The organism is Bradyrhizobium sp. 6(2017), from assembly GCF_011058295.2.
Taxonomy (GTDB): Bacteria; Pseudomonadota; Alphaproteobacteria; order Rhizobiales; family Xanthobacteraceae; genus Bradyrhizobium; species Bradyrhizobium septentrionale.
On record NZ_CP049289.2, the window covers coordinates 8,549,256 to 8,575,396 of the forward strand.

Annotated in this window: 18 protein-coding genes and 2 pseudogenes; 3 read left to right on the plus strand and 17 right to left on the minus strand. The window is 62.5% G+C overall.

Going from position 1 to position 26,141, the window contains the following annotated elements:
* Positions 1-19 precede the first annotated feature (19 nt).
* The 7 genes from G6P99_RS40560 to aceE all read right to left on the minus strand — a co-directional run bounded on the left by G6P99_RS40560 (position 20) and on the right by aceE (position 11,887).
* A complete protein-coding gene (locus G6P99_RS40560; protein ID WP_165126142.1) occupies positions 20-2,296 on the minus strand; it encodes an NADP-dependent malic enzyme in 2,277 nt (758 codons plus the stop codon).
* A 140-nt stretch (positions 2,297-2,436) separates the two neighbouring features.
* Positions 2,437-3,162 carry an acetoacetyl-CoA reductase gene (gene phbB / locus G6P99_RS40565; protein ID WP_029085605.1) on the minus strand — a complete coding sequence of 242 codons (726 nt, stop codon included), beginning with the start codon at positions 3,160-3,162 and terminating at the stop codon, positions 2,437-2,439.
* A 65-nt stretch (positions 3,163-3,227) separates the two neighbouring features.
* Complete coding sequence (locus tag G6P99_RS40570; protein WP_029085604.1) at positions 3,228-4,400, minus strand: acetyl-CoA C-acetyltransferase; 1,173 nt, start codon at positions 4,398-4,400, stop codon at positions 3,228-3,230.
* 66 nt (positions 4,401-4,466) lie between these two features.
* Positions 4,467-5,801, minus strand: a complete 1,335-nt coding sequence (locus G6P99_RS40575) for a dicarboxylate/amino acid:cation symporter (RefSeq protein ID WP_029085603.1) — start codon at positions 5,799-5,801, stop codon at positions 4,467-4,469.
* A 48-nt stretch (positions 5,802-5,849) separates the two neighbouring features.
* Positions 5,850-7,595, minus strand: coding sequence for a dihydrolipoyl dehydrogenase (gene lpdA / locus G6P99_RS40580; RefSeq protein WP_029085602.1), 1,746 nt, complete (start codon positions 7,593-7,595; stop codon positions 5,850-5,852).
* A gap of 17 nt (positions 7,596-7,612) precedes the next feature.
* Positions 7,613-9,181 carry a dihydrolipoyllysine-residue acetyltransferase gene (gene aceF / locus G6P99_RS40585; protein ID WP_029085601.1) on the minus strand — a complete coding sequence of 523 codons (1,569 nt, stop codon included), beginning with the start codon at positions 9,179-9,181 and terminating at the stop codon, positions 7,613-7,615.
* A 24-nt stretch (positions 9,182-9,205) separates the two neighbouring features.
* Positions 9,206-11,887 (minus strand): pyruvate dehydrogenase (acetyl-transferring), homodimeric type, encoded by a 2,682-nt coding sequence (aceE, locus tag G6P99_RS40590; protein ID WP_029085600.1) that lies wholly within the window; start codon positions 11,885-11,887, stop codon positions 9,206-9,208.
* A gap of 642 nt (positions 11,888-12,529) precedes the next feature.
* Between aceE and lipA the strand changes: the two genes are divergently transcribed.
* The 3 genes and pseudogenes from lipA to G6P99_RS47865 form a co-directional block, all read left to right on the plus strand.
* The gene (gene lipA / locus G6P99_RS40595; protein WP_029085599.1) at positions 12,530-13,498 is read left to right on the plus strand and encodes a lipoyl synthase; all 969 of its coding nucleotides are present in this window, start codon (positions 12,530-12,532) and stop codon (positions 13,496-13,498) included.
* 765 nt (positions 13,499-14,263) lie between these two features.
* Positions 14,264-14,545, plus strand: a pseudogene (locus G6P99_RS47860) (GAF domain-containing protein); the annotation flags it as partial.
* 486 nt (positions 14,546-15,031) lie between these two features.
* A pseudogene (locus tag G6P99_RS47865) lies at positions 15,032-15,934 on the plus strand (sigma 54-interacting transcriptional regulator); the annotation flags it as partial.
* A 96-nt stretch (positions 15,935-16,030) separates the two neighbouring features.
* Here G6P99_RS47865 and G6P99_RS40605 read toward each other — a convergent pair.
* The 10 genes from G6P99_RS40605 to G6P99_RS40650 all read right to left on the minus strand — a co-directional run bounded on the left by G6P99_RS40605 (position 16,031) and on the right by G6P99_RS40650 (position 25,943).
* Entirely contained in the window at positions 16,031-17,659 is a 1,629-nt protein-coding gene (locus G6P99_RS40605) for a molecular chaperone GroEL (RefSeq protein ID WP_029085597.1), read from the minus strand.
* Between the two features lie 78 nt (positions 17,660-17,737).
* The gene (locus tag G6P99_RS40610; RefSeq protein WP_245284988.1) at positions 17,738-18,436 is read right to left on the minus strand and encodes an iron-sulfur cluster assembly protein; all 699 of its coding nucleotides are present in this window, start codon (positions 18,434-18,436) and stop codon (positions 17,738-17,740) included.
* A gap of 95 nt (positions 18,437-18,531) precedes the next feature.
* Positions 18,532-19,575 carry an amidohydrolase family protein gene (locus G6P99_RS40615; RefSeq protein WP_165126148.1) on the minus strand — a complete coding sequence of 348 codons (1,044 nt, stop codon included), beginning with the start codon at positions 19,573-19,575 and terminating at the stop codon, positions 18,532-18,534.
* A gap of 112 nt (positions 19,576-19,687) precedes the next feature.
* Complete coding sequence (locus G6P99_RS40620) at positions 19,688-20,044, minus strand: MmoB/DmpM family protein (protein WP_029085595.1); 357 nt, start codon at positions 20,042-20,044, stop codon at positions 19,688-19,690.
* Between the two features lie 44 nt (positions 20,045-20,088).
* Positions 20,089-21,192 (minus strand): aromatic/alkene monooxygenase hydroxylase subunit beta, encoded by a 1,104-nt coding sequence (locus G6P99_RS40625; RefSeq protein ID WP_165126151.1) that lies wholly within the window; start codon positions 21,190-21,192, stop codon positions 20,089-20,091.
* A gap of 49 nt (positions 21,193-21,241) precedes the next feature.
* Entirely contained in the window at positions 21,242-22,285 is a 1,044-nt protein-coding gene (locus tag G6P99_RS40630; protein ID WP_029085593.1) for a 2Fe-2S iron-sulfur cluster-binding protein, read from the minus strand.
* Positions 22,286-22,380: 95 nt separating this feature from the next.
* On the minus strand, positions 22,381-24,051 hold the full coding sequence (locus G6P99_RS40635) for an aromatic/alkene/methane monooxygenase hydroxylase/oxygenase subunit alpha (protein WP_165126154.1): 1,671 nt from the start codon (positions 24,049-24,051) through the stop codon (positions 22,381-22,383).
* A gap of 183 nt (positions 24,052-24,234) precedes the next feature.
* Positions 24,235-24,450: a hypothetical protein gene (locus tag G6P99_RS40640; RefSeq protein WP_029085591.1), complete on the minus strand. Its 216-nt coding sequence runs from the start codon at positions 24,448-24,450 to the stop codon at positions 24,235-24,237.
* A 20-nt stretch (positions 24,451-24,470) separates the two neighbouring features.
* Complete coding sequence (locus G6P99_RS40645; RefSeq protein WP_029085590.1) at positions 24,471-24,842, minus strand: hypothetical protein; 372 nt, start codon at positions 24,840-24,842, stop codon at positions 24,471-24,473.
* A gap of 57 nt (positions 24,843-24,899) precedes the next feature.
* Positions 24,900-25,943 (minus strand): NAD(P)-dependent alcohol dehydrogenase, encoded by a 1,044-nt coding sequence (locus G6P99_RS40650; RefSeq protein ID WP_029085589.1) that lies wholly within the window; start codon positions 25,941-25,943, stop codon positions 24,900-24,902.
* Positions 25,944-26,141 lie beyond the last annotated feature (198 nt).

The following is a 26,141-nucleotide window of genomic DNA, read 5'->3' on the forward strand; positions in this document are numbered from 1 at the left end:
GCCCATCCCGTCTTTCCGGTCAGGTTCGCTCGGAAACCGCATCCGCGACGGCGACTGCAGCCATGTTCACGATGCGGCGGACAGTGGATGATGGCGTGAGAATATGCGCCGGCTTTGCCGCGCCGAGCAAAATCCCGCCGACCGTCAGCCCCTGCCCCGCGGCCATCCGCAACAGATTGTAGGAGATGTTGGCGGCGTCCAGATTGGGCATCACCAGCACGTTGGCCGGACCGACGAAGCCGGAATCGAGAAATTCATGATCGAGCACAGACTGCGAAAGCGCCGCATCGCCGCGCATCTCGCCCTCCACGGCCAGATCGGGCGATCGCTCGCGAATGATCGCACGCGCCTCCCGCATCTTGTGCGCTTCCGGCACCGCCGAGCTCCCGAAACTCGAATGCGACAGCAGCGCCACCCTCGGCGTGATGCCGAAGCGCTTGACCTCCTTCGCCGCCAGCAAGGCGATGTCGGCAACCTGCTCGGCGGTCGGGTTGAGATTGCAGTGGGTATCGCAAATGAAAAGCTGATGCTGCGGGAGAATGAGCATCTGCATCACTGCAAGTGTCCGCACGTTCTCCCGCGTTCCGATCACGTTGCGGATGGCAGCCAGATGATCCGCGGTCCGTCCGATCACACCGCACAGCATCGCATCGCCGATGCCACGTTCGAGCAGGATCGACGCGAGCACGGTCGCGTTGCTCCGCGTCTCCGAAAGCGCCAGCGCGGCCGACACGCCATCGCGCTTTCTGCGCGTATGGTAGACATCCGCGCATTTGGAATAGACCCCGGCATCGTGCGGATCGATGATCTCGCAGTCGGTGCCGGGCTTGAGCCGGAGCCCGAACGCCGCGATCCGATCGTCGATCGTCGCCGGCCGGCCAAGCAGGAGCGGCCTGGCTATCCCCTCGTCGACGATGACCTGCGCCGCGCGCAGCACGCGCTCATCCTCGCCCTCGGCCAGAACGAGGGATTTCCCGCTTCCCTTGGCCACGGAAAAGACCGGCTGCATCGCGTTGCCGGATTGATAGACGAACCGGCCCAGCTGCTGGCGATAGGCATCCATATCGGCAATCGGACGTCGGGCGACGCCGCTGTCAGCCGCGGCCCTCGCCACCGCCGGCGCGATCATCTCGATCAGGCGCGGGTCGAACGGCTTGGGAATGAGGTAATCGCGGCCGAAGCGAAGGCCCTCGCCCTTGTAGGCGGCGGCAACGACTTCCGGAACCTCCGTCATGGCGAGGTCCGCGAGCGCGCGGACAGTCGCAAGCTTCATTTCCTCATTGATGGTGGTCGCGCCGCAGTCGAGCGCGCCGCGGAAGATGAACGGGAAGCAAAGCACATTGTTGATCTGGTTGGGGTAGTCCGAACGCCCGGTGCCGATGATCGCATCGGGACGAACCGCCAGCGCGTCCTCCGGCATGATCTCGGGAATCGGATTGGCCATCGCGAAGATCAAGGGATCGCGGGCCATCTTCTCAACCATGTCAGGCGTCAGCACCTTGCCGGCCGACAGGCCGAGGAAGATGTCCGCGTCCGCGATGATGTCGTCCAACTTGCGCGCGTCCGTTTTCACGGCATAGCGCGCCTTGTTGTCGTCCATGCTTTCCACGCGGCCGGCATACACGACACCCTTGGCATCGGTCACGATGATCCGCTCGCGGCGCAATCCGAGGCTCACGATCAGATCGAGGCAGGCAAGCGCCGCGGCGCCGGCGCCGGAGCAGACCAGCTTGACGTCCGCGATGTCCTTCTTGACCAGCTTCAGTCCATTGAGGATCGCCGCGGCAGCGATGATCGCGGTGCCGTGCTGATCGTCGTGGAACACCGGGATCTTCATCCGCTCGCGGAGTTTCTTCTCGATGTAGAAGCATTCCGGCGCCTTGATGTCCTCCAGGTTGATGCCGCCGAAGGTCGGCTCCATCCTGGCGATCGTCTCGATCAGCGCGTCGGGGTCTTCCTCGGCGAGCTCAATATCGAAGACATCGATTCCGGCGAACTTCTTGAACAGGCACGCCTTGCCTTCCATGACCGGTTTGCCGGCCAGCGCGCCGATATTGCCGAGGCCGAGCACCGCGGTGCCGTTGGTGATGACGGCGACGAGATTGCTGCGTGCCGTCAGCACATCGGCCTGTAGCGGGTCCTTGGCGATGACTAGGCAAGGCTCCGCCACACCGGGTGAATACGCCAGCGCCAGATCGCGCTGGGTGGCCATCGCCTTGGTCGGCACCACGGAAATCTTTCCCGGCGTCGGCAGGCGATGATATTCGAGGGCGGCTTCCTTCAGATCCTGGTCCATCGTATTCCTCGGCTTGATGTCTTGGTTCGAGGGGCCGCCATGGGCTTGTCCCTCGCTGTCATTTTCGCCCTCGGCCGACCCGAGGCAGGCGCGCCTTGAACGCACGTGCCGCCACCGCCGCGGACCGTTGCCGGAACAGTTCAGACCACGTGCTGACCGCCATTCGCCGAGATCGTCGAGCCCGTGATGAAGCCGGCATCGTCGGACGCCAGGAACAGCACCGCGCGCGCGATCTCGTGCGGTTCACCCAAGCGGCCGACCGGAATCTGAGGCAGGATATTCTTGGCCACGATCTCCGGGTTGATCGCCTTGACCATCTCGGTGGCGATATAGCCGGGACAGATCGCGTTGACCGTGATGCCGGCGCGCGCGCCTTCCTGGGCCAGCGCCTTCACGAATCCGATGTCACCCGCCTTGGCGGCGGAGTAGTTGACCTGGCCCATCTGGCCCTTCTGGCCGTTGATCGAGGAGATGCAGATCACCCGGCCGAACTTCCGCTCGCGCATGCCGTCCCACACCGGCCGCGTCATGTTGAACAGCGAGTTCAAATTGGTGTTGATGACCGCGTACCATTGCTCCGCCGTCATCTTGTGGAACATGCCATCCTTGGTGATGCCGGCATTGTTAACCAGCACCTCCACCGGCCCGAGATCGGCCTCGACCTGCTTCAGGCCGGCGACGCACGCCTCGTAGTTCGAGACATCCCATTTGTAGACGGCGATGCCGGTCTCGCTCTTGAACTTCGCGGCCGCTTCGTCATTGCCGGCATAGCTCGCCGCCACCTTGTATCCGGCCGCCTTGAGGGCGATCGAGATCGCCTCGCCGATACCGCGCGTTCCACCGGTTACCACTGCAACTCTGGACATGATTGCCTCCCGATCTTGATTGATTTGCACCCGCCCGGCCCTTGTTGGGGTGAGCCCGGCCTCGCTCAGCGCTCGACCGTCAGGGCGACGCCCATGCCGCCGCCGATGCACAGCGTGGCGAGACCCTTTTTCGCGCCACGCTTTTGCATCTCGAACAGCAGCGTCGTCAGCACGCGCGCGCCGGACGCGCCGATCGGGTGGCCGATGGCGATGGCACCACCGTTCACGTTCACGATCGACGGATCCCAGCCCATGTCCTTGTTGACCGCGATGGCCTGCGCTGCAAAGGCTTCGTTGGCTTCGACAAGATCGAGGTCCTTGACCTTCCAGCCGGCCTTTTCCAGCGCCTTGCGCGATGCCGGAATTGGCCCCGAGCCCATCACCGCCGGATCGACGCCGGCAGTGGCCCACGAGACGATCTTCGCGAGCGGCGTCAGGCCGCGCTTCGTCGCTTCATCGGCGCTCATCAACACCAGCGCGGCCGCGCCGTCGTTGAGACCAGAAGCGTTGCCGGCGGTCACCGTGCCTTCCTTGTTGAAGGCGGGCTTCAGCTTTGCAAGCGCGTCCAGCGTCGTGCCCGCGCGGATATATTCGTCCTGGTCGACGACGACGTCGCCCTTCCGGGTCTTGACCGTGACCGGAACGATCTCGTCCTTGAACCGGCCACCCTTCTGCGCATCCTCGGCCTTGTTCTGCGAGCCGGTCGCGAACGCATCCTGCTCCTCGCGGGTGATCTGCCATCTGGCGGCGATGTTCTCCGCCGTGACTCCCATGTGGTAGCCGTGGAAGGCATCGAGCAGGCCATCCTTCAACATGGAGTCGACGAACTTGACGTCGCCCATCTTGGTGCCGCCGCGCATATGCGACAGATGCGGCGCCATCGACATCGACTCCATGCCGCCGGCAACGATGATCCTGGCGTCGCCATTGGCGATCTGCTGCAGGCCAAGCGCCACCGACCGCAGGCCCGAGCCGCAGAGCTGGTTCATGCCCCACGCCGTCTTCTCCTGCGGAATGCCGGCTGCCATCGCGGCCTGCCGCGCCGGATTCTGGCCCTCACCGCCGGACAGCACCTGGCCCAGGATGACCTCGTCGACGTCTTCAGACGACACCTTGGCACGTTCGAGGGCGCCCTTGATCGCGATCGCCCCGAGTTCGTGAGCAGGTATCGTCCCGAACGCTCCATTGAATGAGCCTACCGGTGTCCGCGCCGCGGAAACAACAACCACGTCCGTCATGACCAACTCCCCTGATATACTTCTGATGAACTGGCGGTGATCGTCGGCGACCACCTTCCGTATTCGCTAGCCTGTCGTTACGGCGACTTCGATGTCGCGCGGATCGATGTCGCGATCGAGCCCGGCACGCAGCTTCTCGCGGTCGAGTTCGCCTTCCCACCACGCCACGACGACGCAAGCGACACCGTTGCCGCACAGGTTGGTCAGTGCCCGGCATTCGCTCATGAACTTGTCGATGCCGAGCACGATCGCCATGCCGGGAAGCAGCTCGGGCCTGACAGCCGCGAGCGTTCCGGCGAGCGTGATGAAGCCGGCGCCGGTGATTCCGGAGGCGCCCTTCGACGTCAGCATGGCAACGATGAGGATCGTGATCTGCTCGCCGAAGCTGAGATCGACATTCATCGCCTGGGCAATGAACAGCGTCGCCAGGGTCATGTAGATGTTGGTGCCGTCGAGGTTGAAAGAGTAGCCGGTTGGCACGACGAGACCGACGACAGATTTGGAGCAACCGAGACGCTCCAGCTTTTCCATCAGCTGCGGAAGCGCGCTCTCCGAGGATGACGTGCCGAGCACGATCAGCAGCTCGTCCTTGATGTATTTGAGGAACTTGAAGATCGAGAAGCCGGCGATGCGGGCGATGATGCCGAGCCCGACGACCACGAACAGCAGCGCGGTGAGATAGAAGGTCGCGATCAGGCCGGCGAGATTGCCGAGCGCCTGCGGCCCGTAGCGGCCGATCGTGTAGGCCATGGCGCCAAAGGCGCCGATCGGCGCGACCTTGACGACGATCGAGATCACGCCGAACATCGCGTGCGCGACGTCATCGATCATCGAGCGGACCGTGTGGGCTCGTTCGCCGAGCCCCATCAGCGCGAAGCCGAACAGGATGGCGAACAGCAGCACCTGCAGGATCTCGCCCTGGGCGAACGCTCCGACCACGGTGTCCGGAATGATGTGCAGGACGAAGTCCACTGACTTCATCTCGCTCGCCTGCTTGGCATAGCCGGCGACCGCCGCGGCGTTCGACTGGCCCTGGAAGCCCGCTCCCGGCCGCAGCACGTTGGCGACGATCAGGCCCAGCGCCAGCGCAAAGGTCGAGACGACCTCGAAATAGACCAGCGACTTGATCGCGACGCGGCCCACTTTCTTCACTTCGGAAATGTGGGCGATGCCGGAGACGACCGTGCAGAAGATGATCGGCGCAATGGCCATCTTGATTAGTTTGACGAAGCCGTCGCCCATCGCCTTGATCCAGTCGTTCTTGGCGAGATCAGGCCAGAGCCAGCCGACAATGACGCCGAGCACGATCGCCGCGAGCACCTGAACGTACAGAATCCGGTAAAACGGCTTCTTCAGCGTGACAGGCAACGTTCCGGACGTCGCAGTGGTCGCTGCAGACATTGTGTCTTCTCCCTGATCTCTCTGTGCCTGCGTATCGGCAGGCAAACGTCATTTCTTCTTCTGTGGCGGCAGATCGGTGCAGTGGCCTTCGAAGACCTCCGCCGCCATGCCTATGGACTCGCCGAGCGTCGGGTGCGGATGAATGGTCTTGCCGATATCCGCAGGCTCGCACCCCATCTCGATCGCAAGGCAGACCTCGCTGATGAGATCGCCCGCATGGGTGCCGACGATCCCGCCGCCGATGACGCGATGGGTCGCCGTGTCGAACAGCAGCTTGGTGAAGCCCTCATCGCGTCCGTTGGCGATAGCCCGGCCGGACGCCGCCCAGGGAAACACCGCCTTGCCGAACTTGATGCCCTCGGCCTTGCATTGCTCCTCGGTCTTGCCGGCCCAGGCCACTTCGGGATCGGTGTAGGCAACGGACGGAATCTGTCGCGCATCGAAATACGACTTCTCGCCGTGGGCGACCTCTGCCGCCACATGGCCTTCGTGCACAGCCTTGTGCGCCAGCATCGGCTGCCCGACGACGTCGCCGATCGCAAAAATGTGCGCCACGTTGGTGCGCATCTGCCGGTCGACGTCGATGAAGCCGCGGTCCGTGACCGCGACACCGGCCTTCGCGGCGCCGATCTTCTTGCCGTTCGGGCTGCGGCCGACCGACACCAGAACAAGATCATAGAGCTGCGGCCCGGCGGGTGCTTGCTCGCCTTCGAAGCTGACCTCGATCCCGGCTTCGGTCGCCTTCCCGCCGACCGTCTTGGTCTTCAGCATCACCTTGTCGAAGCGATGCGTGTTCATCTTGTCCCAGACCTTCACCAGGTCACGGTCGGCGCCCTGCATCAGTCCGTCGAGCATCTCGACGACGTCGATGCGTACCCCGAGGGTCGAATAGACTGTCGCCATTTCGAGCCCGATGATGCCGCCGCCGATCACCAGCATGCGCTTCGGGATCGACTTAAGCTCCAGCGCGCCGGTCGAATCGACGATGCGCGGATCCTCGGGCAGGAACGGCAGCTTCACGGCCTGGCTGCCGGCGGCGATGATCGCCTTGGCGAACCTGATGGTCTTCTTGCCGCCCGCCACGGCGACCTCGAGATGATGCGAGTCGAGGAACACGCCGACGCCGGTCACCACCTCGACCTTGCGGGCCTTGGCCATCCCGGCGAGCCCGCCCGTCAGCTTCTTGATCACGCCGTCCTTGAAGGCACGCAGCTTGCCCAGGTCGATCTGCGGCGCGCCAAAGGAAATCCCGTGGTCCGGGAGATGCTTCACCTCGTCGACGACGGACGCCGTATGCAGCAGCGCCTTGCTCGGGATACAGCCGACATTGAGACACACGCCGCCGAGCGTGTCGTAACGCTCGACCAGCACGGTATTCATGCCGAGATCAGCGGCGCGGAAGGCGGCCGAGTAACCGCCGGGACCGGCGCCCAGCACCAGCATGTCGCATTCGATCTCCGCCTTGCCGGAATAGGACGCGGCGGCGGGCGCAACCGGCGGCGGAGCGGCCGCCGGCTGCGATGTGGGCGCAGGTGCCGGCGCGGCCGCGGCGCCTGCGGTCTCCAGCACGAGGATTGTCGACCCTTCGCTCACCTTGTCGTCGACCTTGACCCTGACTTCCTTGACGACGCCGGCGTGCGAGGACGGGATCTCCATCGACGCCTTGTCGGACTCGACCATGATCAGGCTGGTATCAACTGCGACGGTCTCACCGGCCTTCACCAGGACCTCGATGACGGCCACGTCCTTGAAGTCGCCGATATCGGGCACCTTCACTTCGATCTGCTGAGCCATGCTGCTCTCCCCCGATCTCAGAACAACACGCGCCGCAGATCGGCGAGCACATTGGCGAAGTAGACGTTGAAGCGTGCGGCGGCCGCGCCGTCGATGACGCGGTGATCCCAGGACAGCGACAGCGGCAGAGTGAGGCGCGAGGTCCAGGTCTTGCCGTCAGGCGAATGCTGCTTCCAGTATCCCTTGCACACGCCCATGATCGCGACTTCCGGCGCGTTGATGATCGGCGTGAAGTAGATGCCGCCGATGCCGCCGAGCGACGAGATCGAGAAGGTGCCGCCCTGCATCTGGTCCGGCTTGATCTTGCCCTCGCGCGCCAGCTTGGCGAGTGCGTTCATCTCGTTGGCAATTTCCGGCACCGACTTCTTGTCGGCATCGCGGATCACCGGCACCATCAGGCCGTTCGGCGTGTCCGCGGCAAATCCGATGTGCCAGTAGTTCTTGTAGACCAGCGTGTCGCCGTCGAGACTGGCATTGAACTCCGGGAATTTGTGCAGCGTCGCGACCGCCGCCTTCACCATGAAGGGCAGGAGCGAGAGCTTCACGCCGCTCTTCTCCAGCTCCTTGTTCATCTTCACCCGGAATTGCTCGAGATCGGTGATATCGGCCTCGTCATGGGTCGTGACGTGCGGAATGACGACCCAGTTGCGGTGCAGGTTAGCGGCCGAAATCTTCTTGATACGCCCGAGCTCCTTGCGCTCGACCGGCCCGAATTTCGCGAAATCGACCTTGGGCCAGGGCAGCAGGTCGATGCCGCCGACGCCGCCTCCGCTCGCTGCCGCAGCCTGCGGCTTGGCGGCGGGCGCTCCGCCCTTGGCAAAGGCCTCGACATCCTCGCGCAGGATGCGACCATGATTGCCCGAGCCCTTGACCTTGCCGAGATCGACGCCCATTTCGCGCGCCAGCTTGCGCACGGCGGGGCCGGCATAGGCGAGCGCAAAGGCCTTCTCGTCGACCCCGCCGGCCTGCGCCACGGCAGCGGCGGCGGGTGCCGACGTTGCCGCTGCCGGCGCGGCCGCTGCAGGGCTGGCCGCAGCCGATGCATCGCTGGTCGCAAGCACGAGAATGATCGCGCCTTCGCTGACCTTGTCACCGGTCTTCACCTTGATCTCGCGCACGGTGCCCGAGAGCGGCGCCGGCACTTCCATTGTCGCCTTGTCCGACTCGAGCGCGATCAGCGGGTCCTCGGCTTTGACGCTGTCGCCGGGCTTGACGAAAATCTCGATGACCGGAACGTCCTTGAAGTCGCCGATGTCGGGGACACGGACCTCGGCGATACCCGCCGGCGCGCTGACCGGCGAGGGCGGCGCGCTGACGACGGGGCGCGTTTCGGCCTGCTCGGCGCCCGCGCCTTCGAACTGCACGATCACCACGCCTTCGCTGACCTTGTCGCCAACCTTGACGACCACTGCCTTCACCACGCCATCGCGCGGCGACGGCACCTCCATGGTCGCCTTGTCGGACTCCAGCGCGACCAGCGGATCCTCGGCCTTCACCTTGTCGCCCGGCTTGACGAAGACCTCGATGACCGGGACTTCCTTGAAGTCACCGATATCGGGAACCTTGATGTCGATCAGACCACTCATCGCTCTGCCCTCGGCTCCCCTGCCTCACACGGTCCACGGCGCGGCGCGCCCGGCATCGATCTGATATTTGGCGATGGCCTCGGCGACGATTGCGGGCTTGATCGTTCCCTCATCGGCGAGCGCCTTGAGTGCCGCGACGGCGACATAGTGGCGGTCGACCTCGAAGAATTTCCGGAGTTTTACGCGATAGTCGCTGCGGCCGAACCCGTCGGTGCCGAGCACGACGTAGCGGCGGCCGGCCGCCTGCACGTACTCCCGGATCTGGTCGGGGTAGTTGCGCATGTAGTCGGTCGACGCCACGACCGGCCCCGGATGCCCCTCGAGCTGCGCTTCCACCCAGCTCTTGCGGCGCGGCTCGGTCGGATGCAGCAGGTTCCAGCGTTCCGCCGCCATGCCATCACGACGCAGTTCGTTGAAGCTGGTTGCACTCCAGACGTCCGCGGTCACGCCGAAGTCCGCCTTGAGCAGATCGGCCGCCGCAATCACCTCGCGCAGGATCGTGCCCGAGCCGACGAGTTGCACGCGAAGTCCCTTCTTCGCGGTCTCGCCGCCGTTCTTCAGGAGATAGAGGCCTTTGAGAATTCCCTCCTCCACGCCCTCGCCTGCGTCAGCCAGCGCCGGGTGCTGATAATTCTCGTTCATCAGGGTGATGTAATAGTAGACGTCCTCCTGCGCCTCATACATGCGGCGCATGCCCTCGCGAACGATGGTCACGACCTCATAGGCAAAGGTCGGATCGTATGAGATGCAGTTCGGGATGGTGGCGGCGAGCACGTGGCTGTGGCCGTCCTCATGCTGCAGGCCTTCGCCGTTCAGCGTGGTGCGGCCGGCCGTTCCGCCGAGCAGGAAGCCGCGCGCGCGCATGTCGCCCGCGAGCCAGGCGAGGTCGCCGACCCGCTGCAAGCCGAACATCGAGTAGTAGATGTAGAACGGGATCATCGGCACGTTGTTGGTCGAGTAGGACGTCGCCGCGACGATCCAGCTCGACATCGCGCCGCCTTCGTTGATGCCTTCCTGGAAGACCTGCCCGCTCTTGTCCTCGCGGTAATACATCAGCTGGTCGGCATCCTGCGGCCTGTAGAGCTGGCCGACCGACGAATAGATGCCGAGTTGCCGGAACATACCCTCCATGCCGAAGGTGCGGGATTCGTCCGGCACGATCGGCACGATGTGCTTGCCGATCGCCTTGTCGCGCACGAGGGCGCCGAGCAACTGCACGAACGCCATCGTGGTCGATATCTCGCGGTCTCCCGTGTTTTCGAGCAGCCGCTGGAACGTCGAGAGCGGCGGAATTTGCAAGGACGCTGATTTGCGCCGGCGTTGCGGCAGGTAGCCGCCGAGCTTTTCGCGCTGCGCCCGGAAATACTTCATTTCCGGGCTATCTTCCGGCAGCCGGAGGAAAGGCACCTTGGCCAAATCGGCGTCGGAGACCGGCACCTGGAAGCGGTCACGAAAACCGCGTAGCGCGTCCTGCGTCATCTTCTTCGCCTGGTGGGCGATCATCTGGCCTTCGCCGGACTCGCCCATGCCGTAGCCTTTAACGGTTTTCGGCAGAATGACCGTGGGCTGACCCTTGTGGTTCACGGCCGCGGTGTAAGCGGCAAAGACCTTCTCGGGATCATGGCCGCCGCGCGCGAGCTGCCAGATATCGTCGTCGCTCATGTCGGCGACGAGCTGTTTCGTTTCCTCGTACTTGCCGAAGAAGTGCTCGCGAATGTAGGCGCCGCTCTTGCTCTTGAAGTCCTGGTATTCGCCGTCGACACATTCTTCCATGAGCCTGAGCAGCAGCCCGCTCTTGTCCTTTTGCAGCAGGCGGTCCCACCCCGAGCCCCACAGCACCTTGATGACGTTCCAGCCCGCACCGCGGAAGATGCTTTCGAGCTCCTGCACGATCTTGCCGTTGCCACGGACGGGTCCATCGAGCCGCTGAAGGTTGCAGTTGATGACGAAGATCAGATTGTCGAGGTTCTCGCGGCCGGCGAGCGAGATCGCGCCGAGCGATTCCGGCTCGTCGGTTTCGCCGTCGCCCATGAACGCCCAGACCTTGCGGTTGGACGTATCGGCCAGCTTACGGTTCTCGAGATACTTCAGGAAGCGCGCCTGATAGATCGCCATCAAGGGCCCGAGCCCCATCGACACCGTCGGGAACTGCCAGAAGTCCGGCATCAACCAGGGATGCGGATAGCTCGACAGCCCCTTGCCGCTGGTCTCCTGCCTGAAGCTGAGCAGCTGCTCCTCGCTCAACCGCCCTTCAAGGAAGGCGCGCGCATAGATGCCGGGCGAGCAGTGCCCCTGGACGAAAATCAGGTCGCCGCCATGGGCATCGGTCGGCGCGTGCCAGAAATGACCAAAGCCGATGTCATAGAGTGTGGCAGCCGACTGGAAGCTCGCGATATGGCCGCCGAGCTCCGAGCTTTCCTTGTTGGCGCGCAGAATGATCGCAAGGGCGTTCCAGCGGATGATGGAGCGAAGCTTGTGCTCGATCGCGCGATCGCCCGGCAGCGCCGGCTGCTGGTCCAGCGGGATTGTGTTGCAATAGGGCGTCGTCAGCGACTGCTCGATCTGAAGGCCGCCGCGGCGCGCCGCCTCGAGCATCGCATTGACGACGAACTCGGCGCGTTCATTGCCGCGATGCCCCTGGACTGCCGACAAGGCATCAAGCCAGTCCCGGGTTTCCTGCGGATCCTGATCGTGAGCGTCCGCCATCGTCATTGCCTTCTCCATTGCATGCCAAGCCGAAGTCGCACGCCCGCGTTCATTGCGACCCGCGTTCGTGCGGAAGCGCGCAATGCAAAACCGGCGATGTTCCGGTCGCGTTAGGTGGTGAGCTGAATGTTGGTTGGCATCTGAACGTCCCCTCGCACTGTATGTTCTGGAGCTGTTGCTCCTTTTGGCAGGTACCCAAGCAGCATTCGTGCCAGACCGCAAAATGCACGATCGATCGCGGGGATGTCGTTCAGTTTGCTTGGTTTTGCGCTGTAGGCCAACGGACCCGCCAGTGCATCGGGGTCGGATCCGTCTGAAGCTCCGGAAAACCGGGCGGAGTGGTCATCCGAAATCTCGGATTGTGCTGGTCGAGGCGTCCGAAGATCGGGGGCGATGCCGTCAAACCGCCCTTCGCACGCGGAGCGAGAGCGTCCCCGCACAGGCCGCACGCGGTCACCAACCGACAGCAGCGCGGAACGACAAATTCAAGTTGACGAGCTTCGCCTCGATGACTGAATGTCTGCGACGAAGCGCGCATCGGCGTTCTCACCGCACGATGGCATGCGCAATTCGGAACGTGTCGTACAGTTTGAGCGGAGTCGCTGGCATGGACGGCTCTCGCACATCACGAGGTTGGGGCGCATGACAGTGATACTCGATCTCCTCAACAACGATCCGCGCACGAAGCTGCGGGCCGACAGGCCGCGTCATCCCGAAAAGGCCAACCGCCCCGACACACCGCTGCAGAGCAAGCCCGCATGGATCCGCGTGAAGGCGCCCGGCTCGGCCCAATGGGCCGAGACGCGGCGCATCGTGCGCGAGAACAAACTCGTGACCGTCTGCGAGGAAGCCGGTTGTCCCAACATCGGCGAATGCTGGACGAAGAAGCACGCGACCTTCATGATCATGGGCGACACCTGCACGCGCGCCTGCGCCTTCTGCAATGTGCGCACCGGCCTGCCCGGTCCGCTCGACGCTGATGAGCCGGGCAAGGTCGCCGAAGCAGTGGCCAAGTTGGGACTGGAGCACGTGGTCGTCACCTCGGTCGATCGCGACGATCTGGCCGACGGCGGCGCCGCCCATTTCGCTGCGACGATTGCCGCCATTCGCGCAACCAGTCCCGGCACGTCGATCGAAATCCTCACGCCGGATTTTCTGCGCAAGAGCGGCGCGCTCGAAATCGTTGTTGCGGCGAGCCCTGACGTGTTCAACCACAATCTGGAGACGGTGCCGTCGAAGTATCTGACGGTGCGCCCGGGCGCGCGCTATTTCCATTCGGTCCGGCTGCTACAGCGCGTGAAGGAGCTCGACGCACGGATCTTCACCAAATCGGGGATCATGGTCGGCCTCGGCGAAGACCGCAGCGAGGTGCTGCAACTGATGGACGATCTGCGCTCCGCCGACGTCGATTTCCTGACCATCGGCCAGTATCTCCAACCGACGCGCAAGCACCACCCCGTCGTCAGCTTCGTGCCGCCTGACGAATTCGAAGCCTATGAGAAGACCGCGTATGCCAAGGGCTTCCTGATGGTCTCGGCCACGCCGCTGACGCGCTCCTCACACCACGCGGGCGACGACTTCCGCAAGTTACGTGAGCGCAGACATCGCTAGCCACTGGCTGCGATCGAGCGGCGCATCGGATTTGATGGAAGGATTCCCGCCAACTGGTCGGCGGCGAGGCCCCAGCGCGCCTTTGCGCACAATTCTGGTAGGGGGGAGCGCTACCGCCTTTTCCTGGATGCTGCGCCGCACTACAGCGGGCCCTGGCCCGGACTTTCGAACACGTCGAGCCGCGGCCCAGCGGAACCTCGATCGCCACCTTTGCTAGAACCATTCAAAACGTATAGGCTGATCTGGTCAACGGGCTTGGGAGAAAAGCCTGGGACGTTGGGGACGTGGGACGCTGAAGGGTTGTTTGATCGGAAGGCGCGATCGTCTTCACTGCGGGTGCGACGGGTAGGGAATTCGATTCAGGCGCCGTCACGGCGGCCTGGAAGGGTCTTACCGTCGGACTTTGCGTGAGCGAACCGGCAGTTGCGGCAGGCACCCCCCGCATTCAGGTGAATGATCGCAGGGCCCGTCATGAGCGGGTCCGGCATCTTTCACGTCGGAGGAGCCGGGATGGACCAACGAGAAGTGCTGGCGGCGTGGGAGAAGTTCGTCGAGCGCGGAGCGTTGTCATCCGACCTGAGATCATCGGTAGCAGCGTCGTGGCAGCGATCCAGGAACCATCACGTCACCGTCGACCGTGCGCGAGCGCCACTCGTCGCGGACGCCGAGCTGTTTCGCCATCGCTCCAAGTACGCGTCGCTCCGTCATGCCGCCCGCTGCGCGCTCGAGAATTCAAGAACATTCTTGCGCGATGCAAACTCGATCATGATCCTCACCGATCCGAGTGGGCTGATCATCGATACGCAGGGTGACGACAGGGTCATTGACGCCGGCCGCGCAGTCCATCTCGAACACGGAGGTCGCTGGAGCGAGGCCGACATCGGCACCAACGCGATTGGCGCCGCGATAGCGGAATCGAAACCCGTCCAAATTCACGGTACAGAGCATTTCTGCTCGGAGGTGCAGCGGTGGACCTGCGCTGCCGTCCCGGTTCATGACCCGACCGATGGCGAACTGCTTGGCGTGGTCGATATCTCGGGTCCTGCAAGCACCTTCAATCCGCAGAGCCTGGCTTTGGCCGTCGCGGTCGGCCATCACGTGGAAAGCGTCCTCGCCCAATCGGTCCGACAGGAACATGAGGAGTTGCTTTGCCGCTTTCTCGCCAAGAGATCGCAATGGGCGAACGATGAATGCATCGTGCTTGATCGTCGTGGCATGATCCTCCACGCCACCGAGCGTGCCCTGAACCGACTCCAGCATGATCGCCACGGCATTCACAACGACGCGCCGACCCGCTTTTTGAAGACGGTTCCCTTCGATGAGTGGCCGAGCAGGTTGAAGGAGCTGCTTCCCAACGCGAGCGTCAACTTCGTCGAGAACGAACGCTCCGGCATCGGCGCCATCGTGGTGCTGCATGCGCGACGACGTCAGTTGATCACGCACCGCGACCTCCAGAAATCGAGATCCGAATCTGAAGGCCGCGAGACCGCGAGCTCATCTTCTGCCCGAAAGGATTCAAGGCCGGAACCACGGTCTCTTCAGAGCCCGGCCGCCGGCTTCGTTGCGCGCGACCCCGCGGTCCGGGCCATCGTCCGTCAAGTCGAGACCGCGGCAGTACGCAAGATGCCCATCCTGATCCGCGGCGAGACCGGAACCGGCAAGGAGCAGCTTGCCCGCCACGCCCATATGGCGAGTGGGCGAACTGGCGCGTTCATCCCCGTGAATTGCGCCGCCCTGCCGGAAAGCCTGATCGAGAGCGAGCTGTTTGGCTATGCCGAGGGAGCATTCACCGGGGCGCGGCGCGGCGGCGCGATTGGACTGGTCAGGGAGGCCGACGGCGGCACGCTGTTCCTTGACGAGATCGGCGACATGCCCGTCGCGCTGCAGGCGGTGCTGCTGCGCCTGCTCGACGACTGGACCGTGCGCCCGGTCGGCGGCGTCAGATCGAAGGTCGATGTCTTTCTGATCTCCGCCACCAACGCCAGGTTGGACAAGGCCATCGCCGAAGGCCGGTTCCGATCCGACCTGCTCTATCGTCTCAATACGCTCGAGGTCACTCTGCCGCGACTCCGGGATCGTAACGACTTTGATGCCATCGTTCGCCATCTGCTCAATACGATCGACCCGAATTGCGAAATCACGCCGACGGACATTGCGCATCTCGCCGCACGTCCCTGGCCTGGCAACGTCCGCGAGCTCCGCAACGTTCTGGCGCAATTCAGCCTTGCCGCTGCGGACGGATCCATCAACGAGGCAAGCGCGGAGAACATCGTTCACCCGCCTGAAACGGAGTCCGGATCACTCCACGACATCCATCGCGCGCGAATCCTTGTTGTCTATGCCGAGACCGCCGGAAACGTCAGCGAAACCGCGCGACGTCTCGGCGTCTCAAGAAACACCATCTATCGCGCTCTCGGGCAGAAGAAGCCCGAGTGATGCCATAGTGCCTCGAACCACCGGATGCTGCGAGTATCGCAGCATGCCCGGCTATGGACGGAGCGCCGGTCACTTCGAACCGATGATCCGTTCCGTTCAAAGCAGCTCAGCACCGCCACCTCGGGCCGGGCCAGAGGTCGGATCGTAATCATCCGGCTTCTTGGCGATCAAGGTCTGCGTCGTCAGGATCAGTCCGGCCACCGATGCCGCATTGCGAACCGCGCTGTAGCAAACCTTGACCGGGTCGATGATGCCAGCTTCGACAAGATCGACCGCCGAGCCATTGCGCACGTCGAGCCCGTGGCCATTCCTGGCCTTGGCAACTTTCGCAACCTCCGCCTCTCCGTTCAGGCCGGCATTGGCGGCAATGTAGAAAAGCGGTCGACTGAGCGCGCGTTGCAGCAGCTCAGCGCCCTGCCTGGCGCCTCCGTCCAGACGATTGATCAATTCGTCGAGCCTTGCAGCGATCCTGAGCAAAGCCACTCCGCCACCCGGCACAATGCCTTCTTCGAGCGCGGCGCGGGTCGCGTTGATGGCATCCTCGATCAACTGGGTCCGGCGTTTTTGCTCGACCGGCGTCGCGCCGCCGGCGAGAATCATCGCCGTGCCGCCGGACAGTTTTGCGATGCGCTCCTGGAACTTGTCCCGCTCGATATTTTCGGGAGCGGCATCGTACTGGCGCAACACCTGTTCGCGTCGCGCCGCGATGGTCTTCTGATCGCCGCCTCCCGCCGTGATCAGGGTCTTCGAGGCGGAAATGCGCACCTGGCGCGCGGACCCAAGGTCGTGCAGTTCCGCCTTCTCGAGCCTTCCGCCCAGATCAGCCGAGATGACGCGCCCTCCGGTCGTGATCGCAATATCCTCGAGCATCGCCTTGCGCCAATGGCCGAACTCCGGCGGGTGAATCGCGGCGACCTTGAAATTGGATTTCTCCCGACGCGCCAGCAATTGCATGATGACCGATGGCGCCACTTCCTCGGCGATGATCAGCAAAGGTCGCCCGCTCTTCTCGATGAGCGAGATCACTCCAGCGAGTTGCTCCCCGGCCTGGATCTTGAGATCGGTCATCACGATGAACGGATTGTCGAGAACCACCTGCATTTTCTCGACATCGGTGACCATGTGGTGTGAAAGATAGCCGCGATCGAAGGCCATGCCTTCAACGATTTCCAGCGTCGTCTCGACCGTGTTGCCGAATTCCACCGCGACGATTCCGTGATTGCCGGCGCGCTCGAAGGCTTCGCCCACCATGTCGCCAAGCGCTGTGTCGTTGGCGGCAATGCTCGCAACAGCCCGCAGGCCGGCAGGCCCCTGCAGCGGTCTCGCCGACCGTCGTAACGCCGTGATGGTCTCGGTAACCGCCAGTTCCAGCCCTTCAACCAGCTCGACCGGATTGGCGCCGGCCGCCAGGCATTTCAGGCCTTCCTGCACAAGAACATCGGCGAGCACGGTGGCCGTGGTGGTGCCGTCCCCCGCCACCTCATTGGTTCGCGCCGAAACCTCGCGCAACACCTGCGCGCCCATATTTTCAAACGGGCATTCAAGTTCGATTTCGCTGGCAATGCTGACGCCATCGCGCGACACGATCGGCGTGCCGATCGGTCGGTCCATGATCGCGTTCATGCCCTTCGGACCCAGCGTCCCGCGTACCGCCTTGGCGAGCTTGGCGACGCCCCGGCCCAGCGCGGCCCGCGCAGCTTCATCGTGCAACATGATCTTCGGCATTCTAAATCCCCGACTTTGCCTTGAGGTCGTCTGGTCTGGACTGGTTATCGATGCTGCGCACCGGCATCACGGCCCCTGTTACGTACCCGGCGACGCCGGCATCGTCCTCGATTTCGGTACGAACGGCGTCTCGAGGTCGAACCGCGCAGCAAGCAGGCCACGGCACAGCGCGCCGTTGAATTCGGCATTGATGCCGACGCGCCGTAGATTCGATACGTATCCGGCAAGGCTGTCGGCGCTAAGCCGTGTTCCGTTCGCGTCGACAAAGGCAGGCTCATCGCCGCCTGTCGGGCCTACGACGGCACGCCGCTCGAGATAGCGCTGAATCAGACTCTCACCTGCATCGTCGAGCGGCAGGCAACCCAGCTCCCTCAATGTCAAGCTCACGATCTCTGTTGGCGACTGCCCCAGCGCAACGAGGTGGCTGAGCAATGCAACCTGCCGGCGCTGGAACGCCTTGACGAGGAATGTCTGACGCAGATCATCGAGGCTGCCATCGGCCTCGGCGCCAAACGTTTCCTGGAACGAGCGTCCCAGGGCGAGGCCCGCATTGATCTTGTCGGCATACATGTGCTCACCCAAGACCACGCTGACGCCCTTGACCCAGTCCAACGCGCTGACGGCCCGGCGCATGTCGTCTGCCATCAGGAATGAGAAATTGGCAGCGCACCAATAGGTCGGCAAGCGAAACTCGATGTGGACGTGGTCCTTCGAGTCGACGTCGGCCTTGGTCACGAAATTCAACTCGGTGACGGACTCGTCGAGTTCCGGATCCATCACGCCCTGCAAGCAGGCCCATATCTGGGACTGCTTGTCATCTGACGAGCGGCTTCTCGGCCGCTCCCTCCCCTCAACGCCACACTTCATGACCGTCACCTCGGCGCGTGAACGGCTTCGGGCAAGTGGGCATAACCGCCGCCGGCCCGGATCTTCTTCTTCTGCGCCTCGACATCGATGCCGTAGATGCGGGCGGCGTTGAGGCCGAGAATCTTGGTCTTGGTCTCCATCGACAATACCGAACCGGTCTCCTTGGTGACGTCGGCCGGGATCTCGAATGCCATGAACTTGTCGATCAGCCATTTCGGCGTCCAGATGCCGTAATCGCTCCCGTAGAGGATCTTGTCCGGTCCAACCCAGAACAACAGTTCCGAAATCACATGGGCGAAATAACCCGGCCGCGAATGGATGAAGGGCAGCGCCACCGCGAGACCCGCATAAACGTTGGTCTCCTGGGTCGCGATCCAGCAGAAATCGTCAAGCCGCGGCAAGCCGCAATGCTCGACGATGAAATTCAGGTCCTGGAACGAGGTCGCGACATCATCGATGTCGGCCACATCGAACGCATCCCGGTTGAGCGGGATGATCGTCGGCCCCTTATGGACGTGGATGTTCTTGATGCCAAGCTTCTGCGCGGCCTCGAGATACTGGTAGGACGCCTTGTCGGTCAGCTTGTAGCCCTTCGATTCGCCGCGCCATTCCGCGGTGTAGAGCTTGACGCCCTTGAGTTTGTGCTTCTCGGACAGCGCATGAAGAGCTTCCAGGCCCTTGGTGCCGTCACGCGGATCGAACGCGCCGTTCAGGATGAAGCGATCCGGATGGCTCTTCTTCATCGCCGAATTTCGTTCAGTGGTGTTGAAACCACTCTTGTAGAAATCGGTGAGGTAGGTCGGTTGCAGGATCGCCATGTCGTCATAGCCGGTGACGAACAGGTCGTCGAACATTGTCTTGGCATCGTATTTCTCGAACTTCTCCTTCTCCCATTTCTCCGAGGGCGGGCTCAGGTTCGAGTGGTAGGCGTAGAAGCAGTCGATGAACTGCTTGCCGTGGATGTTCTTCTGGTTTGCGGGACTTCCATCCCAGAAATGCGTATGCCCATCGATGACAAATATCTCTTCACCCTTGGCTGTCCTGTACATGGCGTTTCTCCCGATCCCGCTGGATGGCGTATTGTTATGAGGCGCGCGATTGATGTCGTCGAATGAGCCGGGCCGGCGTTCGCGCCGGCCAGGGTTTGTTCGCAGGCGGCCGTCAGACGATGTATTTCATCATCTCGTTCATGTCGCCGAACAGCATGACGGTGTTGTCATCCGTCATCACCATGCGGCCGTAATGCGTCGAGGTCGAGATCTCGAAAAGATGCGGGGTCATGACCCGGCCGAGCTCTTCCGAAATCTCGTCCATCTTGAATTCCATCTTGCCGTCGCCATCGATACGAATCATCGCCGGCATGTACGTCACCTTGATGTGGTCGTGACGGCTCATGACCTCGGCAATGGCGCGCGCCTCGACACTGTCGTTCATGGTGACCCCGCATTGATGCGACACCGTGTCCTCGAACGTGATGTCTTTCATCGATTTGAAGATGTTGTCATTCTCGTGCAGCATGTCGATCTCCTGAAGAATTGAGTGAAGACGTGAAGCAGTATTGGTTACGACGCGAGATTTGCCGGAACCGTCAGGCCAAGCTCGGCAGCGATGCCCCTGATGCGATTCTTCGCGTGCGCCAGCGCGTCGGCGAAAGCCGCGACCTTGACACGCGGCTGCGACCAGATCGGCTGCAGATGACTGGCCGCATCGAGCGCGAGATCGGCATGCCTGGCCAACCATTTGTTGAACAACGCAAGGTTCTGCGCCGCGTTGGTCGGATCGGTGCCGAGGATGTGGAACAGCTCGACGGTGTTGGCGAGATTGCGCTCATAGTCGGCTTCCGCGGCGGAGACGACAGCCGGAGTGATGAAGTCGTTCTGCGCAGATGCCGCCTGCATCAGGAAGCCAGAACGGAAGAGTTCTCCGATAAGCGGCTCGAACACCACATTGGTCGCAAAATACTGCTCCAGATAGTCGTTTGAACCCATCACCGACTCAACCGACTTGCGCACGCCCTGCCAAATCGGATCTTCCAGCCAGTGCTTCTTGCCGGCGGCAATGTCGAAGCCTAGAAGGTCGAGGCCGATTTCGCTCAGATAGAGAGTAATGTCCTGCGCGAAGCGAAGCTTGTAGGACGAGTTGGTCAGGATCGCATTGTTGACCATCTGCGTGTAACCATAGCGCTGCGCCTGCATCGTGGAGGTGCCTAGACCGAACTCGGCATGCTTGTAGGCGCCGAGATGGTTCTGCAAAATCTTCACCCAGGCTGGATCGAAGCGGGTTGGCGCTCCCGATTTCCGGCCATTCTCGATGGTGTTCTGCACCATGCCGCAGATCGTCGACTGGCGCTGATAGTGCGTGCGCTCCCATTCCTGGTCGACGGCGCGGAACTTGTGCCAGTTCGAACTCTTCGCAGCCGTCCAATCCTTGGAATAGGTCGGCGTTCCGTCCGGGAAGGAGATGATCCAGTCCTGCAGCAGATAGCGCTCCGGATCCGGTTGAACGTCGACCGTCATGTCCTCGTAGTGGGTCGCCTTGCGGCCCTTGGGTTCGAAGTAGTTGTACTTGCGACTGTCGGAGCCCGGGAAAACCGCGGCCCCCGCCGCCCCGGACTTGACGATTGCTGCCGGCTTGGTCGCTGCTGCTCTGCTTGCTTGCGCGCTCATTGCTCACTCCCTTTTGCCATTCTGTTCTGCGACGAACTTTTGAACGCCGTCATCGCACCGCCGGCGTAAACTTGTCGAAGTAGATGTGGTCAGGCTCGACCCCGCTCATTTGCAGGACGGGCAACACGGCGTCGATCATCGGAGTCGGCCCGCACGCGTACGCGTCGATGGCGCCGCTGAGTTTCTCCTCGCGCAGATGGCGCAGCACGACCTCGTGGATCAACCCGGTCTCGCCGTCCCAGCCGTCATCCGCCTCCGCGTGCGACAGCGCCGGCACGAATTTGAAGTCGTCGAGCCGCGCCGCGATAGCTGCCAGCTCCTCGAGGTAGAACAGATCGGCGCGCGTGCGGGCTCCGTAAAAAAACCGCACCGGCCTCCGCTCCCCGCTCCCGATGTGATCGGCCAGGATCGACCACAGCGGCGACATCCCCGAGCCGCCGCCGATCAGCAGCATCGGACCCGGGCGCTCTTCACGCCGGAAGCAGGTGCCATACGGCCCCTTGGCGGTCACGGCGTCATCGACGCCCAATTTCCCGTCAAGCTGGGACGAAAACGCCCCGTTCGGATATTTCTTGATGATGAAGCGGAGATGGGTGCTCTCGCTGGGCGGGTTCGCCATCGAAAAGGCGCGGGTAATGGTGCCATCCTGAAGCGTCAGATCTACATACTGGCCGGCCCAGAACTTCATCGGCCGCTCGATCTCGATCTCCAGCAATCTGATGTCCGACGTCAGCGCGTGGATCGCAGCCACGCGGCCGGCAAATGCCTTCACCGCGATCGAACGGCTGAGCAGGTCTTCGTCATAATTGAGCAGTTCGACACTGATATCGCTGTAGACGTGCGTACGGCACAACAGCACATGTCCGGTCTCGCTCTCGTAGTCCGGCAAGGCGAAGGTCGAGTACTTCAGCAGTTCGATGTCGCCGTCGACGAGTTTCGATTTGCAGCTGCCGCACTGGCCTTCCTTGCAGCCGTGCATCAGCGAGATGCCCTGACGAAACGCGGCGTCAAGGACGGTCTCGCCCTCCTCCACTTCCATCTCGATACCCACTGGCTCGAAACGAACCTTGTGAATCCGCACGTCCGTCATCATCGGGGCCTTGTCATGGCAGTTGAACAGAACGATCGGCAAAGCGCTTGCCGACCCCGGCAAGAGGGACCGCAAGGAGCGGCCCCTCCCGTCGTCATTTAGTTGCAGGGATTGATCTTGAAGCCCTTGCGATATTCGGCCGTCGCGATCTCGCGTTCGGCGGGCGAAAGTGCCCTGAAGCCACGCAGCGGACTGCCAAGCGTGTGTCCGCGCACGTGATCGAGCGTCCACATGTCCTTGGCGTCGAAGCGCAGATGCGGTTGCGCGATTATGGTCTTGCCGTCAGGCCGGACAAAACCGAGATCCTTGATCGCATCGGCGACATCCCAGCCGTGATAGCAATCTTCCCATTCACGGCGACCGCTGAAGCGGCCCATGGCCGGCGTCGCCCGCCCCTCGTATTCAGCGGCGAACGCCACCTTGTGGGTCCAACGGCAGCCTTCCGAGCAATAGGTGTAGATCTTGCCGTCGACCTCGTCGCAGACGAAGTCTTCACGGATCAGGCACGGAACCATGCAGCTCCAGCACCGATGCGGGTATGAGTAGCCCACTTCGCTGTTGAAGAGGATGTTGGTTTCGCCGGGTACGCTGAGCTTTGCGTGCCACTTCCAGAAGTCGCCGAATTCGGCGTACCAGCCCGGATATTTGTGCTCGAACCACTCGAAGTCCCGCTCGGTCTGAGCCTCGATGCGCCAGAAGTTCACCGACCAGCCGACCGTGAAGAACTGCGCGGTCTTGTGGACATAGTTCTTCTTGACGATCCGATCCCAGGCGGCGGCGACGTCATCGTGATGGATCTTGATGCCGTACTTCTCGAGCGGCAACATGTAGGTCCGGTAATAATCTTCGTAGATCCAGCGATGCCACAGCTCGGCGTAGGACTCCTTGTTCTTGTCGCGGTTGGTCGTGCCGTACTCGATGAACGTCCCGATCGCGGCATCGACAATCGCGTGATTCTGCCAGAAGGCGTACTTCAGGTCGCGCTCCAGCAACTGATGGTTCGACGGATCGTTGATCATCGCCATCAGCATCGAGTGACCGTTGCCGATATGGCGGGATTCGTCCGACTGAACCGACAGGAACACCGTCGGCAACGCATAGTCGCCGTTGCGGGCGGCTTCTGACGGCATCGCCACGAACAGCGTATTGGTGAAGGCGGTTTCCGCGACGACCGTTAGATAGACGTTGGCCGCGGTGATTGCATCACCGGTCAGGAAACCCTCGGCGAACTGGCGGCCGATCGTGGTCGCATAGCACTTGCCGAACGCGGCTTCCGTGATATCGAACCCCGCCGGGTCGATGTAGTTCTCCATGTACCACTTCTTGAGGTTCATCTGGATCGTCGAGTGACGGAACTCATCGACCATCTGCATGGTGAAGCCGGTGCGCAATTCCTCGCCCGGGGCCAGCCGCCCGACCATCGCCATCGAACGCGCCGCCGAGATCTCCGGGAACGGGATGATCGCCAGGAACAGCTTCATCCACTCGACCCATCGCGGCTCGACATTGCGGAACATGTCGCCGCGCAACGCCGCATCCAGCGCGCCATAGACGCGGTTGTCCTTTTCTTCCTGCATCGGGAAATACGATCGCAGGACCTGCTTCATCGGATCGCGCGGCGTCTTCGATATCTTGTAGTCGGTCGGGAAGGTCATCGCTTCCTGCACGTAGCTTGGCGTCCAGCCAAGGTCCGCGACACGGTTGGCCGCTTCAGCGATGCTGATGCCTTTCTGCGCGGTTATCTTGTTCAGTGTCAGACTTGCAGTCATTTCCAGCTCCTTTGAACGTTGCGTTGCTTCCGGCATTCTCGCTTTTGATCCCAGGTCAAAACCCCTGGTTCGCACTGTTGAAATTCTCGGCCGCAAAACTCACTTTGAGTCCGTTAAATGGATTGATCGATCTGCTGATTTCGTCGTTCCCACCAGCCCGGCTTCCCGGCGCTGACGGTCTCGTCACCCTCCGCTGGCTCGTTTGATGAGAGGCTTTCCTTCGGCGACGAATTTCGCCGAGAGAACCAGTGCGCCGGTGGCGAAATCCTTGCCGTGCGCGGCGATCATGGCCTCCGTGATCTCGGCCAGCTGAATGAAGAAAGCGTCTTTCGACCTGGCTTCCTCGCTCATGTCCGGTTGCGGAGACGACATTTGTGGCTGTTCCTTTGATGCAATCATGGTTGCGTTGTTCCTGCTCATCATGCGTGCCCCGTACGTTGGTGGTCGCCGGACGAAGGACCGTTGTCGATCTCACGCAGGGACGTGTTGAGCCATTCACGCTCGGCCACCAGGCGTCGATGTTCCTCCCGGAGCATCTCCAGGCGCGCGATCGCTCCCTCCAGTTCGGCATGCGCGTCGCTTCCGGACTCGGCGCGCGCCGCGCCACGCACGGCGCAGGCAAGTTCGATTTCGGCTCCGCCGCGCGCATGCTCATTCTTGATTTGCATCTCGTTGTTATCGACCATCTCGTCGATCAGCCTGTCCCGAGCAATCATCCGATCGCGGGCGAGCTGCAATTCAGCAGCTTCCTCGACGGTGATCGGTGGCTGGCGTCGGCTGTCCTTTGTCACTCGCGCCACTCCCGTTCGATGATCTGGTCCGATGCTTCGCATGTCGCGCTGCATGCCCTAGGGGATCAGGACCGCACGGCCATGTATGCGTCCATGATGCAGATCATGAAGCGCGTCATTGGCCTCGCTCAGCCTGTATTCCTTGGTGTGGAGTTCGACGAGGCCGCGATCCGCGAGCGCCATCAGCTCGACCAGCTCGGCATATGTTCCGACCAGGTTGCCGACGATGGTCTTTTCCGACGTGATCATGTCGATGGTCGGGATATCGATCTTCCCGCCATACCCGACGATGTAGTAGTAGCCGGCGTTCGCCGTCATCGACAGGCCCTTGGCGATAGCGTCACCCTCGCCAACGAAATCGATCACTGCCTCCGCGCCGCGCCCGCCGGTGAGCGCCAGCACGGCCTCAACTTCATTGCCGTCTGCCTTCACGACATGATGCGCACCGCACTTCTTGGCGAGCTCGAGCGACTGTTCGGCGCGATCGACCACGATGATTTCTGCCGCGCAGAGCGCTGCGAGAACCTGGATGCCGATATGACCCAGCCCACCGGCGCCGATCACCGCGACATACTCGCCGGGCAGCAGATGGCGGGATGCCTTCTTCGCGGCGCGATAAGCCGTCAGCCCGGCATCGGTGTAGGGAGCAACATCCTTCGGTGCGAGCGACTTCGGCAGCTTGATCAGAGAGCGCTGCCCCGTCAGCAGATACTGCGCATAGCCGCCATTGGCATTGATGCCGGGAAACGAGCTGTCCAGCGCATGCATGTCGTCGCCGCGCCGGCATGCGAGACAATGCCCGCTGGTCACCAGCGGATGGCAAATCACGCTGTCGCCGACCTTGACCCCTTCGACACCCGGGCCGATCGCTTCGACCCAGCCGGCGTTCTCGTGGCCCATGATGTATGGAAGCTTGACGTCGACCTTGCTGCGCCAGATGCCTTCAACGATGTGCAGATCGGTGCGACAGACACCGGCACCGCCGATGCGCACGATCACGTCCATCGGGCGCGAGATCTTCGGGTCAGTCACGTCCTGGAATTTGACGAACTCCTTCGCCGTCAGCTTCTCGTCGAACTCATGAAGCACCGCCGCTTTCATTGAACAGCCTCCCCGGCAAAATTTTTTATTCTGTCGATCTGACGCGATCGCCATCCCGCTAGATAGTTCAGCAAGGGCTGTGCCAAGCGCACAACGGCCTGATCTTTCTATTGTTCTTGCCGTCGCGGGAGTGCTCGCGCCGATCCGCCTCGGAGCAGACTTTGCGCGCGACTGTTCCGAGACGGAACAGTTTGGCGG